This window comes from Kitasatospora sp. NPDC051164 (genome assembly GCF_044455625.1).
Taxonomy (GTDB): Bacteria; Actinomycetota; Actinomycetes; order Streptomycetales; family Streptomycetaceae; genus Kitasatospora.
In genome coordinates this window covers 120,712-134,904 of the sequence record NZ_JBITFB010000008.1, presented here as the reverse complement: position 1 = coordinate 134,904, position 14,193 = coordinate 120,712, and the positions used below count along the sequence as shown (strand labels likewise).

Sequence of the window (14,193 nt, the reverse complement as noted above, 5' to 3'; positions counted from 1 at the left end):
GCCACCAGGCCACCGGCCACCGGCTGCCAGCCGCCAGGCCACCGGCTTCCAGGGCACCGGCTACCAGGCCACGTCCTTGCCCTCGTGGTCCAGGAACCGGAGCCCCGGCTCGCCGCGGTGGCGCTCGATCGTCCCCACCACGCCGGGAACGCTCTCCTCCACGCTCAACTCCGCTTCCATGCCGCCGAGTTCGGTCCGCACCCAGCCCGGGTCCATCAGCAGCAGGCTGCGCGCACTCCCGGCCTGACGGACGGCGTAGCAGCGCATCAGCTGGTTCAGCGCGGACTTGCTCGCCCGGTACAGGTCCTGCCCGCCCTCGGTGTTCAGGGCGATGCTCCCCTGGTCGGAGGACATCACCCCGATGGTCCCGGTCGGCGCGACCAGCGGGCCGAGGGTCTCCACGACGCGCATCGGGCCGAGCGCGTTGGTGGCCATCACCTCGGTGAACATCTCCGTCGGCACCTCGCCGATCGGCAGGTCGCCGCGGGCGACGGCGGCGTTGACGAAGAGCAGGTCGAGGGTGCGCCGGGCCAGCCGGTCGCGCAGGGCCGCGATCTGCTCCGGGTCGGTCATCTCCAACTGCTCGACGGTCAGCCGCCCGTCGGCGGAGTCCGCCAGGTCGTGCAGGCCGGTGCGGCGGCTGCCGCGCACGGTGCCGATGACGTCCCAGCCGCGGCGGAGGTACTCGGCGGCGATCCCGAGACCCAGGGTGCGGGAGGCGCCGATGACGAGGGCTGTCCTGCGCGGTTCGGCGGCGACGTGGGTGTCCGCCGCGAGGCGGGTGTCGGCCATGGAGTGCGTGTCGGCCGTGGAGTGAGTGTCGGTCATGGGTCGAGTCTCCGAGCGGCCGGGGCCGGGCGTCCAATACCCTTCCGCGCGCATTGATACCGTGCGGGCATGGATCTGGACCTGCGCAAGCTCCGCTACTTCCTCGCGGTGGCCGAGCACCGGCAGTTCGGCCGGGCGGCCCAGGAGCTGTTCATCGCGCAGCCGGTCCTCAGCCGGCAGATCCGGGCGTTCGAGCGGGAGTTGGGCTTTCTGCTGTTCACCCGGACCACCCGCAGTGTCGAACTGACTGCTGCCGGACGGCAGTTGCGCGAGGAGGCGCAGCGGATCACCGCCACGGTGGACACCGCCCTGCGGCGCGTCCAGGAGGCCGCGCGCGGCGAACAGCGGCTGGTCGTCGCCTTCTCGCCCGGCCTGCACGTGTCGGAGGCGATCCGGGCGTTCACCGCGCGCCACCCGGACATCGGGGTCGACGTCCTCCCGCTGCGCTGGTGGGAGCAGGACGCCCCGCTGCGCGACGGCCGCGCGCACGTCGGCTACCTGCGGCGGCCGTTCGACGACACGGGGCTGCGCACCGTCCCGATCGGCCAGGAGGCCAAGGTGGCCTGCCTGCCGGTGACGCATCCGCTGGCCGGCCGCCGTGCCCTCACCTCGGCCGACCTCGACGGTGAGCCGATCCTCGACGCCAGGAAGCGTCGGACGTCCTCCCTGGACGAGAAGTTCGAGCTGATCGCCTCCGGGCAGGGCATCGCACTGGTCCCGCTCAGCGTCACGGGCTCGTACTCCCGTCCCGACCTGGTCTACCTGCCGGTCACCGACTCGCTGCCCGTCGAGACCTGCCTGGCGGTCCCGGAGGGCGGTGGCACCGGCCCCGTACCGGACTTCCTGGCCATCGCCACCGCCACCCTGCGCCGGCCCGCCGCGGACGCACCCGCTCACTCCCGCACGGCCAGGTCCTGACTGCCCACCACCTTCAGCAGTCGCAGCGCCGTGTGCGACGGCGTCCCGGGGGCCGCGGTGTAGAAGATCGTCCACTGGTCCCGGTGCGGGTCGTGCAGCGCCTCGCAGTCGAGGTCGAGCGGGCCGACCACCGGGTGGACGATCCGCTTGCGGGTCGAGCGGCGGACCTCCACGTCCTGCCGCGCCCACAGCTCCCGGAACTCGGCGTCGGCCGCGAGCAGCCGCTCGACCAGGGCGCGCAGGGCGCTGTCGGCGGGGTAGCGGGCGGCGGCGGACCGCAGGTCGGCGACCGCCAGGCGGCCGAACTCGGCCTGGCCTGAGGCGTCGTGGCGGGCGCGGGTGTCCGGGTCGGTGAAGAAGCGCCAGATCAGGTTGCGCTCGCCGGGCGGCGGGGCGGAGAAGTCACCGAGCAGGGCGGCCGCCATGGGGTTCCAGGCGAGGATGTCGCGGGCGGCGCTGCAGACCATGGCCGGGGTGTCGTCCAGCCGGTCGAGCAGGTGCAGGATGCCCGGCCGGACGTCCCGGGACAGCGTGCTCGGGGGCAACGGCGGCTCGCCGACCAGGTGGTGCAGGTGGGCGGTCTCGTCCTCGGACAGCCGCAGGGCCCGGCTGATCGCCCCGATCATCTGGCGGGACGGCCGCGGCCCCCGGCCCTGTTCCAGCCGGATGTAGTACTCCACCGACATCCCCGCGAGCTGCGCGACCTCCTGGCGGCGCAGGCCCGGGGTGCGGCGCCGTCCGCCGGCCGGCAGGCCGACATCGGCGGGCTGGATGCGGGCGCGCCAACCCCGCAGGAAGGCGGCCAGCTCCGCCCGGTCCACGTTTTCCACGGCCCCAGTCTGACCCGACCACGTGCCCGGCCACCATGGGACCGCCGATACCACCCTCGACAGTGCTCTCCCGGCCCCGGCGCCACCGGGCCAGGGTGGGGCCATGAACACCAACCGCATCGTCCTGATCACCGGCGCCAACAAGGGCATCGGCCTGGCCACCGCCGGGGAACTCGCCCGCGCCGGGCACACCGTGCTGATCGGCGCCCGCGACCCGGAGCGCGGTGAAGCGGCCGCCGCCGGGCTCGCCGCCGAGGGCCTGGACGCCCGCTTCGTCCGCCTGGACGTGACCGACCCGACGACCGTCGCCGCCGCGGCCGAGCTGATCGCCGCCGAGTACGGCCGACTGGACACCCTGGTCAACAACGCGGGCATCGCCCGGGACTGGCGGCGCACGCCGGAGGAGCTGCCGGTCGAGGCCGTGCGCGAGACCTACGAGACCAACGTCTTCGGCGTCATCGCCGTCACCAACGCCATGCTGCCGCTGCTGCGGAAGTCACCGGCCGGGCTGATCGGCAACGTCTCCAGCGGCCTCGCCAGCTTCGCCTTCCTGGCCGACCCGGACTCCCCGGTCTGGGAGCACGCGACCCTGCTCGCCTACAACTCCTCCAAGGCGGCGCTGAACGCCGTCACCCTGGTCTACGCCCGGGCGCTGCGCGATTCCGCCGTCAAGGTCAGCTCGCTGGAGCCGGGCTACTGCGCGACCGACCTCAACGAGCACAGCGGCCTCGCCACCGTCGAGGAGGGCGGCCGGCGGATCGCCCGGCAGCTCGGCGAGGCGGCCGCCGGGCCGACCGGCCGGTTCTTCCACGCCGAGGGCGGCCACCACTCCTGGTGACCACCCCTGGTGACTAGGCCGGCTGAACCGCGCCGGCCGCGATCAGCCCCGGCAGCTCGCGCATGTCGTGGAAGACGACCGTGCCCGGCCCGGCCAGCCGCTCCGCCGCCGTGACGCCGCCCGCGTAGCCGAGCGATCGCATCCCGGCGGCGCGGGCGGCCGTGACGCCGGGCGCGCTGTCTTCGACCACGACGCAGGCCGCCGGGTCGACGCCCATGCTCCGCGCAGCGTGCAGGAACAGGTCGGGCGCGGGCTTGCCGTGCTCGACCTCGGTGGCGCTGAAGATCCGCCCGGCGAAGCGCTCGTAGAGTCCGGTCCGGCCCAGGGTGTGCCGCATCTTCTCGTGCGCACCGCTGGAGGCCACACACGCGGGCAGGCCGATCGCGTCGAGCGCCTCCGGCAGGCCGTCCACCGGGGTCAGCCCGGCGTCCACGGCCTCGGCGTGCAGCTCGTGGAACCGCTTGCCCCACACCGCCGCCGTCTCCGCCCCGAGCCGCTCGGCCACCAGCGCGTTGTTGACCGCCTCCGACCGCCCGACGAACCGCTCGATCGCCTCGGCCTCGGTCAGCGGCCAGCCCAGTTCCTCCCCCAGCCGCACCAGCACCCGCACGGCGATCACCTCGCTGTCCACCAGCACGCCGTCACAGTCGAATATCACCAGCTCAATCGGCTTGATCACCCGGACAGCATACGGCGGCGGCCGTCCACGAACGGGGCCCGACCCAAGGGGCTTTCCCGGTCCTGGAGTTGCGGCGGAAGACCGCGCAGCCCGGCCCCGGCGGGCCGGGGGCCGGGCTGCGCGGCCGGGGTGCCGCGTCAGGCGGTCTGGATCGAGGTGTCGTCGATCACGAAGCTCGTCTGCAGCGAGGAGTCCTCGACCGCGTTGAACTTCACGGTGACCGTCTGGCCCGCGTAGGCCGACAGGTCGAAGGTGCGCTGCTGGTAGCCCGCCGCGGCGTCGACGTTGGAGTACGTCTTCAGCGCGGTGCCGTTCACCGACACGGTCAGCTTGTCGTACGCGGTGGTGCCCGACTCCGCGGTGTCGACGTGCAGCCAGAAGCTCAGCGTCGCCTTGCAGCCCGTCGGAATGCTCACGGTCTGCGACACCGTGTCGGTGTGGGAGGAGCCGTAGCCGTCCATCCACGCCTTCCAGGAACCACCGTGCGCGGCCTGGCTGGAGCTGTTGTCGACCACGCCGGAGCTCGCCGTCCACGGCGCCGCCGAACCGGTCTCGAAGCCCGGGTTGCCGAGCAGCTGCGCCGGAGTGCACGAGCCTTCGCTGCCGATGACGTTCCAGGTGAAGCTCGCGGTGGCGGTCTTGCCGGCCGAGTCCTTCACCGTGACGGTCACCGGGTAGGCGCCGCCGGTGGTCGTGGTGCCGGTGATCGCGCCGGTCGAGGCGTTGATGGCCAGGCCCGCGGGCAGGCCGGCCGCCGAGTACGACAGCGGAGCGGTGCCGCCGGACGCGTTGATCTGCAGGTTCACCGAGCCGCCGACGGCGGTCGACTGGTCACCGGGGCTGGTCACCGAGACCGCGCCGCTGCCGGCGGGCTTGGTGAGCAGGCAGCCGACGACGTTGAGGTCGATGGCCCGGGTGGAGTTCAGGCAGGTGGTGAACCAGTAGGTCTCCTCGCCGTAGCTCTGGCCCTTGACGGCCTTGGTGGTGCCGTCGGCGGCCACCTCGCACGGGTTGTTGAGGGTGCACATCGCACCGTCGTCGTTGCCGGTGTTGTTGATGCCGACGATCCGTCCACTGGCGGAGTCGATGATCGGCGAGCCGGAGGTGCCGTGTGTGGTGTTGCAGCCGGAGCTGTAGCGCAGCGAGTCGTGCCAGGTCCACTCGTCCTCGCGGAGGGTGGGCACGAACCCGTTGACGGAGCAGTTCCAGACCTGCTTCCAGTACGAGGAGGGTATGTACATCGCGGCGCCGTCGACCGGGTGCGTGTCGCTGACGGTGAGCGCGGTGGCCCCGTACTTGGAGGTGATCGAGCCGTAGGTGTCGGTGAGTTGGTAGAGCGCGACGTCGGTGCCGGTCATCGTCGCGTAGAGCACCTTGTCGGCCTGGACGGTGCCCAGGCTGTTGCCGGCGCCGTCGAGCAGGGTGCCGCTGCGGCTGGCGCTGGCGTTCTGGATGACCTGGCCGGCCGAGGGCATGGTCGGCAGGCAGTGCCCGTTGGTGAGCATCAGCGCCCGGTCGCCGGCCACCGAGGTGGGGTAACGGACCAGCGAGGCGGAGCAGTTGCTCAGGGCGATGGTGGACGTCAGGTCGGCCGCCTGGGTGGCGTGCGCGGGGGCGGCCGCGAAGGCCAGCCCGCCCGCGACGACGGCGCTCGTGCCGGCCACCGCGACAAGTCTCTTGAACATGGCTCTCCTTGTGGGGGATCGCGGGGTGTACGACTGGTCGCCGACGCCCACGCCGCACGAAAGTGCCATGGCCACTTCAAGGGGGTCAACCGTTCTGCCCGAACTCGCCACTCGTCATGGCCTGTTGTGCCACCCGGCAGTAACCACCCGTCCCGGTATGCCCGTTACGTGCTACGGCCGCTACCTGCTACGGCTGCGGGGCGGAGTTCACATCCGACCACTCGGTCTTCCCGTTTCCGGGCCGCGCCGGGTTGAGGGTGATCGTCCAGGTGGTCGCGGTCCTCCCGGAGGAGGTCTTCTCGACCTTGAAGTCCTTCGGCGTCGAGAACTTGACGTACCGGCAGCTCCGGGTGAACACCTTCGCCCCGGAGTCCCAGTCCGAACCGCTGGTGTAGTAGAAGTCGTACGTGCCGCCCGTGATGCCCTCGACGGTGACCTGCTGCCCCTTGGCCGAGTACACCGAGGCGACGGACTGCCCGTCCCGCGCGATGGAGAAGACCACTTCCTCCGCTTCGTTGTTGACGACCTTCAGCGTGCCCAGGCCGTTCTCGTTCAGTCCGTTCACCAGTTCGGTGCGCGTGGTCTCGGCTCCGGCGGGCGTGCCGGCGGCGTTCAGGTTGCGGGAGGCGCGGTCGGCGCTGGACTCGACGGCCGCGAGCGCCGTACCGACCTCGTTCGTGGTCTTGGCCGCCGCCACCTTCGCCAGCCCGGTGTTGATCGGTCCGAGGCCCTGGTCGAGAGCGTCGTACCGTACGGCGTCGCCGACGCACTCGGCGCGGCAGTCCCTCCGCCCCCACCGCCCGAACACGCCACGAGCATCAGCACTCCGCCGACGGCCAGGCCGGACCTGAACACGGACCCCGAAGACCTCACGCACCCACCCCTGATGTCATCCAGTGCGCGCTCCCCACGTGCATCCGGGACGACATGCTGTCGAGTACGAACGACCCCGGTCAACCCGTTTCGAACGATCATCGGAAGGGCCCGCCCCGGCCCGCCCGTCAGGGTCAACTACGATCGGGCACGTGCTCAGCCTCACCGGACTCCCCCTCCAGATCATCACCTCGGTCATCGCGATCGTCGTCTTCGCCGCCACCATGTGGCTCTGGCCGCGGTTCGGCGGGAAGGGCTGGAAGTCCTGGCTGGGGCGGATCGGCGCCTTCCTGGCCACCCAGGTCTCGGTGCTGGTCGCGATGGGCCTGATCGCGAACGGCTACTTCGGCTTCTACAGCTCCTGGACCGACCTGCTCGGCACCAGCGGCAAGCTCGGCACGGTGGTCGACCACACGCCGAACGCCTCCGGGGTGGCCGTCACCGGCGAGCAGAAGTTCTACTCCTCCCAGGGCTCGGACCCGGAGCGGTCGGGGATGATCCAGCAGATCGCCGTCAAAGGGGCGGGCAGCGGTCTGAGCACCGAGGCGTACGTCTACCTGCCGCCGCAGTACTTCCAGCCGGACTACACCAAGCAGCGGTTCCCGATGGCCCTGGTGCTCACCGGCTACCCGGGCATCCCGGAGAAGCTGATCTCGCTGATGCAGTACCCGGCGTCGACCCTCGCCGCGATCGAGGAGAAGAAGCTGCCGCCGACCATCCTGGTGATGGCCCGGCCCACGCTCGTCGGCAACCGGGACACCGAGTGCGTGGACGTGCCGAACGGCCCGCAGGTGGAGACCTTCTTCACCAGCGACCTGCCCAAGGCCCTCGCCACCACCTACCGGATCGGCACCGACCCGGCCAACCGGGCCGTGATCGGCAACTCCACCGGCGGCTACTGCGCGCTCAAGTTCGCGCTGCGCAAGCCCGACTCCTACCCCGCGGCGGTCGCCCTCTCCGGCTACTACAGCGCCGCCCACGACGAGACCACCGGCGACCTGTTCGGCGGCAGCGCCCAGCTGAAGCAGGAGAACGACCTGCTGTGGCGGCTGAAGAACCAGCCGGCCGCGCCGGTCTCGCTGCTGCTGACCACTGCCAACGACGAGAACAACTTCGACGAGACCAAGGCCATGGTCGCCGCCTTCAAGGCCCCCACGAAGATGTCCACCATCACCCTGGACACCGCCGGCCACAACTTCCACACCTGGACCCGGGAGATCCCCCCGGCCCTGGAGTGGCTGGGCAAGCACATCACCATGCCCCCCGCCGCGTAGCCGAGCCGGCATCCCGGCAGATCACACCCGCCTCACAGCTCCGTCTCACGGTTCTCTCAGCCGCGCCACGCAGCGTATGGCGCATGACCACGAGCAGCTACTCCCCTCCGGCCGGCGACCCGTGGCCCGAGGCTGCGAACCACCCGCCGCCGGAGGTGTCGCAGCCGGGCCCCGACCGACCGGACCCGGCACCGCTCTTCCCCGAGCAGTCCCTGCCGCCCGCCGGCCCCAAGGGCCCCGGCTCCTGGTCCGGCCGGCTGCGCACCCTCCCGGCCCGCGCCTGGCGCGGGCGCGCGGACGACCCGCGCTGGGTGCGCCCGGCCCTGCTGGCGCTGCTGGCCGCGACGGCCGTCCTCTACCTGTGGGGACTGAGCGCCTCCGGCTGGGCCAACGCCTTCTACTCCGCCGCCGTCCAGGCCGGCACCCAGAGCTGGAAGGCCTTCTTCTTCGGCTCCTCCGACGCCGGGAACTTCATCACCGTCGACAAGCCGCCGGCCTCGCTGTGGCCGATGGTGCTGTCGGCGCGGGTCTTCGGCCTCTCCTCCTGGTCGGTGCTGGCCCCGCAGGCGCTGATGGGCGCGGCCACCGTCGGCGTCCTGTACGCCACGGTGCGCCGCCGCTTCTCCCCGCTCGGCGGCCTGCTGGCGGGCGCCGCGATGGCGCTCACCCCGGTGGCGGCGCTGATGTTCCGCTTCAACAACCCGGACGCGCTGCTGGTGCTGCTACTGACCCTGGCCGCGTACGGGATGGTGCGGGCGATCGAGGCCGCGGGCACCCGGTGGCTGCTGTTCACCGGGGCGATGTTCGGCTTCGCCTTCCTCACCAAGACCCTCGCGGCGTTCCTGGTCCTGCCCGCCTTCGCGGTGATCTACCTGGTCGTGGCGCCCACCGGCTTCTGGCGGCGGGTGCGGCAGATGCTGCTCGCGGGCGTGGCGCTGCTGGTCTCGGGCGGCTGGTGGGTCGCGATCGTCGAGCTGCTGCCCGCCTCGGCCCGCCCGTACGTCGGCGGCTCGCAGGACAACAGCTTCCTGTCGCTGACCTTCGGCTACAACGGCCTCGGCCGGGTGGACGGCAACGAGCGCGGCAGCGTGGGCGGCGGCGGACGGCTCCCGGCCGGGCTCGACCTGCCGGGCGGCGCGATGCGCGGCGGCGGCCGCGGCTGGGGCTCGACCGGCCTGACCCGGCTGTTCGGCACCGACATCGGCGGGCAGATCGCCTGGCTGATGCCGGCCGCGCTGATCCTGCTGCTGGTCGGCCTCTGGGCGACCCGCCGCTATGCCCGCGCCGACAGCGCCCGCGCCGCGTTCCTGGTCTGGGGCGGCTGGCTGCTCTCCACCGCGCTGATCTTCAGCTTCATGTCCGGGATCTTCCACCAGTACTACACGGTGGCGCTGGCCCCGGCCGTCGCGGCCCTGGTCGGCATGGGCGTGGACGGGCTGTGGCGGGCGCGGCACCGGCTGCCGTGGGCGCTGGTGCTGGCCGGGACGCTCGCGGTGACGGCGGTCTGGGCGTTCGTGCTGCTCGGCCGCAGCCCGGACTTCCTGCCGTGGCTGCGCTGGGCGGTGCTGGTCGGCGGGCTGGCGGCGGCGGTCGCCCTGGTCGGCGGGCAGCTCGCCGGGCGGGCCTCCGGCCGGGTCGGCGCGCGGATCGCCTCGGTGGCGGGCCTGGTGGGCCTGGCGGCGGCGCTCGGCGGTCCGGCGGCCTACGCGGTGGACACCGTCAACACGGCGCACACCGGCTCGATCGTGACCGCCGGACCGGGCGTGCAGGGCGCGTTCGGGCCGGGCGGCGGTGGCGGACGAAAGGGCGACGGCAAGGGCTTCCCGGGCGGCGGCGGCAACGGCCGCTGGTTCGGCCAGGGTGGGCAAGGCGGACAGGGCGGACAGGGCGGACAGGGCGGACAGGGCGGACAGCAGGGCTTCCCCGGCGGCCAGGCTCCGCGCGGGCAGAACGGCGGGGGCTTCCCCGGCGGGTTCCCCGACGGCATGGGCGGCGGTTCGGGCTCCGGTAGCGGCAACGGATCCGGCTCCGACCACGCGAACGGACGCCACGAGCGCGGTTCCGCCGGCGGCAACGGTGGCAACGGCACCGCCGGCGGCAATGGCACCTTCCCCGGCGCTCCCGGCGCGGCCGGCCCCGAGGGCACGGCCCCCGGCGGCATGGGCGGTGGCTTCCCCGGCGGCATGGGCGGTGGCGGCATGGGCGGCCTGCTTGGCGGCACCAAGGTGAGCGACGAGGCCGCCGCGCTGCTCAAGGAGAACGCCGACCACTTCACCTGGGCGGCTGCGACCGTCGGCTCGCAGAACGCCGCGAGCTACCAACTCGCGACCGGTGAGCCGGTGATGGCCCTCGGCGGCTTCAACGGCACGGATCCCTCGCTGAGCCTGGCGGGCTTCCAGAAGTACGTCCAGGAGGGCAAGGTCCACTGGTTCATCGCCGGCGGTTCCCGCGGCGGCTTCGGCGGCGCGGGCGGCAGCAGGGCCGGCAGTGCGGCCGGCGGTGAGCAGCAGGAGTCGGAGAACGCCCGGATCGAGTCCTGGGTGGCCGCCCACTTCACCGTCAAGACGGTCGGTTCGGCCACCTTCTACGACCTGACGGCCCCGACCTCCTGACTCCGGTCCCCGATCCCCGGTCTCCGATCCCCGAGGGGGCGTGCCGCGTTCGCGCGGCACGCCCCCTTGTCGCGGCCTTTCCCGTCCCCGGGCGCGCCGGAGCCGCTCAGTCGGACGGGCAGTGCGTCCCCGCCGCCGGCATCCGGCCGTCCTCCAGGAACGCGGCGATGGCCGTCCGGACGCAGGAGCTCTTGTCGTACGCGGTGTGCCCGTCGCCCTCGCGGGTGAGCAGCACGCCGTGCTCCAGACCGGCCGCCAGCCGCTGCGCCCACGGGTACGGGGTGACCGGGTCCTCGGTGGAGCCGACGACCAGGATCGGGGCGCTGCCGGGCGCCAGGATCGAGTGCGGGTGTTCGGTCGAGCGGTACGGCCAGGGACGGCAGTCGGGGGCGAGCAGGGTGACCAGGGGGTTGTGCCGGCTGGTCAGCGGGGCCTGGCCGGCGAGGTCGGCGAGGGCCGCGCTCAGCTCCGCCTGGGTGGGCGGCGGGAGGTCGGCACAGGAGATGGCCGCGTAGGCGTCCGCGACGGTCGCGTAGTGCCCGTCCTCGCCGCGTCCGTTGGCGCCGTCGGCGAGTGCGAGCAGGGCGTCCGCGTCGCCCCGGGTGACGGCCGGGGTGAGGGCGTCCTGCAGCCGGTACCAGGAGCGGTGGCCGTCGTAGAGCACGTTGAGGGTGGCGGTCCAGCCGAGGGCGGCGGTGAGGGTGCGGCCGTCGGTGGCGTGCAGCGGGTGCTTGTGCAGGCCGTCGAGGAAGGCGGCGAGGCGGCGCGGGGCGGCGGCCGGGTCGGCGCCGAACGGGCAGTCCTTTCCGTCGTCGGTGGCGCAGGAGGTGGCGAAGGCCCGGAACGCGGCCTCGCCGGCGACGGCCTGTTCGACGTCGAGCTGCATCGGGTCGGTGCCGTGCTCGACGGCGCCGTCGAGGACGAGGCGGCCGGTGCGGTCGGGGAACTCCTCGGCGTAGAGCGCGCCGAGGTGGGTGCCGTAGGAGAGGCCGAGGAAGTCCAGTTTGGCTTCGCCGAGGGCGCCGCGCAGGACGTCGAGGTCGCGGGCGGTGTCGCGGGTGGCGACGTGCGACAGCAGGTCGGGGTGGTTCGTCCGGCAGGCGTCGGCGAGGATCCGGCCGTGGTCGTAGGCCGGGTCGTCGGTGGCGTTCCACTCGTCGCGGGTGTGGTCGTCCAGGCAGTGGACGGGGGTGGTGGCTCCGGCGCCGCGCGGGTCGAAGCCGACCAGGTCGAAGCGGCCGTGCAGCCCCTGGTAGGTCTTCCAGTCCCAACGGACCATGCTGATACCGGAGTTGCCGGGCCCTCCGGGGTTGACGAAGAGGGCGCCGATCCGCCGGTCCCGGTCGGCGGCGGGCAACCGGACGAGGGCGACGCCGATGGTGCGGCCGCCGGGGTCGGTGTAGTCCAGCGGGACGGTGAGGGTGGCGCACTGGATGGTCGGCGCGTCCTGGTCGCCGTCGTCCTCGTCGGGGCAGGTCCGCCAGTCGATCCGCTGGCTGTAGAGCGCGCGCAGGGCCGGGGTGGCGGTGGCGGCGACCAGTTGGTCGAGGGGCGGCCGGCTGCCGGTACTGCCCGCGCCGCCGGCGCCGGTGCAGCCGCCCACGAGGGCGAGCACGGCGGCGACGGCGAGGGCGGACAGGGCGCGCCGGGGGAACCGGGCGGGACGGGGGAAGCGGGAGATCATCGGGGCCACTGCCCACGAATACCATCCGACCCGCACCCGCCTCGAATCCGGGTCGCACCGCACCCACCCCGGATCCGGGTCGCACCGCGCAGCGCGAGCCCCACACCGCGAGCCCCACACCGCCCACCGCGAGCCCCGAACGGCGAACCCGCCCCCCCCGGGGGTGTCAGCCGCCGATCGCGGACATCGGACGGTCCGGCCGGACGAAGTCCGCGCTCCCGATGGCGTGTCCGGGCCCCTTGCCCGTCACCGAGGCCCGCCAGGCCGCCTCGATCGCCGCGTCGTCCGACCCGCCGCGCAGCAGGGCGCGCAGGTCGGACTCCTCCGTCGCGAACAGGCAGTTGCGCAACTGCCCGTCGGCCGTCAGCCGGACCCGGTCGCAGCCGCCGCAGAACGGCCTGGTCACCGAGGCGATCACCCCGACCACCGCGTCCGTCCCCGCGATCCGCCACTCCTCCGCCGGCGCGCTGCCGTGCCGCCCCACCGGCACCAGGTCGAACCGCTCCCCCAGCGCGGCCAGGATCTCCTCCGCCGTCACCATCGCGGCCCGGTCCCACGCCCCCTGCGCGTCCAGCGGCATGGACTCGATGAACCGCATCAGGTAGCCGTGCTCGACGGCGAATTCGGCCAGGGCGACGATCTCGTCCTCGTTCACCCCGCGCACCGGCACCGCATTGACCTTCACCGGGCCCAGCCCCGCCGCCTTCGCCGCGGCCAACCCCGCCAGCACGTCGGCCAGCCGGTCCCGCCGGGTGATCGCGGCGAAGCGCTCGGGCCGCAGCGTGTCCAGGCTGACGTTCACCCGCCCCAGACCGGCCTCGCGCAGGGCGACCGCCGTCCGTGCCAGGCCGATCCCGTTGGTCGTCAGCGACACGTCGGCGCCCAGCTCGGCGATCCGGCCGACCAGCCCGGGCAGTCCCCGCCGCAGCAGCGGCTCGCCACCCGTCAGCCGGACCGACGCGATCCCCAGCCGCTCGACGGCGATCCGCACCAGCCGCACCACCTCGTCGTCGCCGAGCACCTCGGCCCGGGCGAGCCAGTCGAGGCCCTCCGCCGGCATGCAGTAGGTGCAGCGCAGGTTGCAGCGGTCGGTCAACGAGACCCGCAGATCGGTGTGGACCCGACCGAAACGGTCCACCAGCGGGCGCGGTGCGGTGTTCATCGACCCAGTACAGGCGGCGGGAGCCCGCAGGACCAGCGGCCGAACCGCCGGGGAGCGGCCGCCACCTGCGGCTTCGCCTTGTGGATTCACACAATGCGCGACCCCGTCCGGGGGCGGCAGGCTGGGCCCATGCAGACTGCGCCGACGCCCGCTTTCCCGCACCCGGTCGGCCCCGCCCCGGTCGCCGCCCTCGTGCTCGCCGCCGGGGGCGGGCGGCGACTCGGCGGACGCCCCAAGGCGCTGATCCGGTACGCGGGCCGACCGCTGGTGGAGCACGCGGTGGCGGTGGTCCGGGCCGGCGGCTGCGCGGACGTCACGGTGGTGCTGGGCGCGGCGGGCGAGCGGGTCAGGGCCACCGCCCACCTGCCGGGCTGCCGCCTGGTGGCCAACCCGGACTGGGCGGGCGGCATGGGCTCCTCGCTGCGGGCCGGCCTGGCCGCCGTGGCGCCCGAGGCCTCGGCGGTGCTCGTCATGCTGGTGGACACTCCGGGCGTCACCCCGGCCGCCGTGGCCCGGCTGCTGGCCGCGCACCGGGCGGGCGCCGAGCTGGCCGCGGCGGCCTACGACGGGCGGCGCGGCCACCCGGTGCTGATCGGCGCCCGGCACTTCGCCGAGGCGGCCGCGGGCGCCTCCGGCGACGCCGGCGCCCGCGCCCTCCTGGCGGCGCACGCGGCGGAGGTCGTCCTCGTCGAGTGCGCCGACGTCGCCGTCCCGGACGACCTGGACACCCCCGCCGACCTGGCCCGCTGGTCCGCCGGGTGACCGTCCTCCTCGGGACGGAGGCCGCCTCGCCCCTGACGGTCGGCGACC

At 73.7% G+C, this 14,193-nt stretch carries 12 protein-coding genes; 5 read left to right on the top strand and 7 right to left on the bottom strand.

Annotation, left to right across the window (positions count from 1 at the left end; translation table 11 throughout):
- Window positions 1-60: 60 nt before the first annotated feature.
- Entirely contained in the window at window positions 61-792 is a 732-nt protein-coding gene (locus ACIBEC_RS14200) for an SDR family oxidoreductase (RefSeq protein WP_360499408.1), read from the bottom strand.
- A 105-nt stretch (window positions 793-897) separates the two neighbouring features.
- Between ACIBEC_RS14200 and ACIBEC_RS14195 the strand changes: the two genes are divergently transcribed.
- Window positions 898-1,746, top strand: coding sequence for a LysR substrate-binding domain-containing protein (locus tag ACIBEC_RS14195; protein ID WP_360499286.1), 849 nt, complete (start codon window positions 898-900; stop codon window positions 1,744-1,746).
- Here ACIBEC_RS14195 and ACIBEC_RS14190 read toward each other — a convergent pair.
- Window positions 1,722-2,576, bottom strand: coding sequence for a helix-turn-helix transcriptional regulator (locus ACIBEC_RS14190; RefSeq protein ID WP_360499284.1), 855 nt, complete (start codon window positions 2,574-2,576; stop codon window positions 1,722-1,724). The two genes, ACIBEC_RS14195 and ACIBEC_RS14190, sit on opposite strands and share 25 nt — an antisense overlap.
- A gap of 103 nt (window positions 2,577-2,679) precedes the next feature.
- Here ACIBEC_RS14190 and ACIBEC_RS14185 point away from each other — a divergent pair, with 103 nt between their 5' ends.
- Entirely contained in the window at window positions 2,680-3,414 is a 735-nt protein-coding gene (locus tag ACIBEC_RS14185) for an SDR family NAD(P)-dependent oxidoreductase (RefSeq protein WP_360499282.1), read from the top strand.
- Window positions 3,415-3,427: 13 nt separating this feature from the next.
- On the opposite strand, the gene ACIBEC_RS14180 is transcribed toward ACIBEC_RS14185, so the two are convergent.
- The 3 genes from ACIBEC_RS14180 to ACIBEC_RS14170 form a co-directional block, all read right to left on the bottom strand.
- Window positions 3,428-4,093, bottom strand: coding sequence for an HAD family hydrolase (locus ACIBEC_RS14180; protein ID WP_360499280.1), 666 nt, complete (start codon window positions 4,091-4,093; stop codon window positions 3,428-3,430).
- Window positions 4,094-4,230: 137 nt separating this feature from the next.
- Window positions 4,231-5,778: a putative Ig domain-containing protein gene (locus ACIBEC_RS14175; protein WP_360499278.1), complete on the bottom strand. Its 1,548-nt coding sequence runs from the start codon at window positions 5,776-5,778 to the stop codon at window positions 4,231-4,233.
- Window positions 5,779-5,965: 187 nt separating this feature from the next.
- Window positions 5,966-6,586, bottom strand: coding sequence for a hypothetical protein (locus ACIBEC_RS14170; RefSeq protein WP_360499276.1), 621 nt, complete (start codon window positions 6,584-6,586; stop codon window positions 5,966-5,968).
- Window positions 6,587-6,803: 217 nt separating this feature from the next.
- On the opposite strand from ACIBEC_RS14170, the gene ACIBEC_RS14165 reads away from it, so the two are divergent.
- On the top strand, window positions 6,804-7,925 hold the full coding sequence (locus tag ACIBEC_RS14165; RefSeq protein WP_360499274.1) for an alpha/beta hydrolase-fold protein: 1,122 nt from the start codon (window positions 6,804-6,806) through the stop codon (window positions 7,923-7,925).
- An 83-nt stretch (window positions 7,926-8,008) separates the two neighbouring features.
- The gene (locus ACIBEC_RS14160) at window positions 8,009-10,537 is read left to right on the top strand and encodes a glycosyltransferase family 39 protein (protein WP_360499272.1); all 2,529 of its coding nucleotides are present in this window, start codon (window positions 8,009-8,011) and stop codon (window positions 10,535-10,537) included.
- Window positions 10,538-10,643: 106 nt separating this feature from the next.
- Here ACIBEC_RS14160 and ACIBEC_RS14155 read toward each other — a convergent pair whose 3' ends face one another.
- Together ACIBEC_RS14155 and moaA are read right to left on the bottom strand one after the other, a co-directional pair.
- On the bottom strand, window positions 10,644-12,221 hold the full coding sequence (locus ACIBEC_RS14155; RefSeq protein ID WP_360499270.1) for an alpha/beta hydrolase: 1,578 nt from the start codon (window positions 12,219-12,221) through the stop codon (window positions 10,644-10,646).
- 166 nt (window positions 12,222-12,387) lie between these two features.
- A complete protein-coding gene (gene moaA, locus ACIBEC_RS14150; protein WP_360499268.1) occupies window positions 12,388-13,383 on the bottom strand; it encodes a GTP 3',8-cyclase MoaA in 996 nt (331 codons plus the stop codon).
- 129 nt (window positions 13,384-13,512) lie between these two features.
- On the opposite strand from moaA, the gene ACIBEC_RS14145 reads away from it, so the two are divergent.
- Entirely contained in the window at window positions 13,513-14,145 is a 633-nt protein-coding gene (locus ACIBEC_RS14145; protein ID WP_360499266.1) for a nucleotidyltransferase family protein, read from the top strand.
- The last annotated feature ends 48 nt before the right edge of the window (window positions 14,146-14,193 follow it).

Bases quoted from the DNA above. Each gene is read 5' to 3' on its own strand.
- ACIBEC_RS14195 (WP_360499286.1), top strand. From the start codon at position 898: ATGGATCTGGACCTGCGCAAGCTCCGCTACTTCCTCGCGGTGGCCGAG.
- ACIBEC_RS14160 (WP_360499272.1), top strand. From the start codon at position 8,009: ATGACCACGAGCAGCTACTCCCCTCCGGCCGGCGACCCGTGGCCCGAG.
- ACIBEC_RS14200 (WP_360499408.1), bottom strand. From the start codon at position 792: ATGGCCGACACCCGCCTCGCGGCGGACACCCACGTCGCCGCCGAACCG.
- ACIBEC_RS14155 (WP_360499270.1), bottom strand. From the start codon at position 12,221: ATGATCTCCCGCTTCCCCCGTCCCGCCCGGTTCCCCCGGCGCGCCCTG.
- ACIBEC_RS14175 (WP_360499278.1), bottom strand. From the start codon at position 5,778: ATGTTCAAGAGACTTGTCGCGGTGGCCGGCACGAGCGCCGTCGTCGCG.
- ACIBEC_RS14185 (WP_360499282.1), top strand. From the start codon at position 2,680: ATGAACACCAACCGCATCGTCCTGATCACCGGCGCCAACAAGGGCATC.
- ACIBEC_RS14145 (WP_360499266.1), top strand. From the start codon at position 13,513: ATGCAGACTGCGCCGACGCCCGCTTTCCCGCACCCGGTCGGCCCCGCC.
- moaA (WP_360499268.1), bottom strand. From the start codon at position 13,383: ATGAACACCGCACCGCGCCCGCTGGTGGACCGTTTCGGTCGGGTCCAC.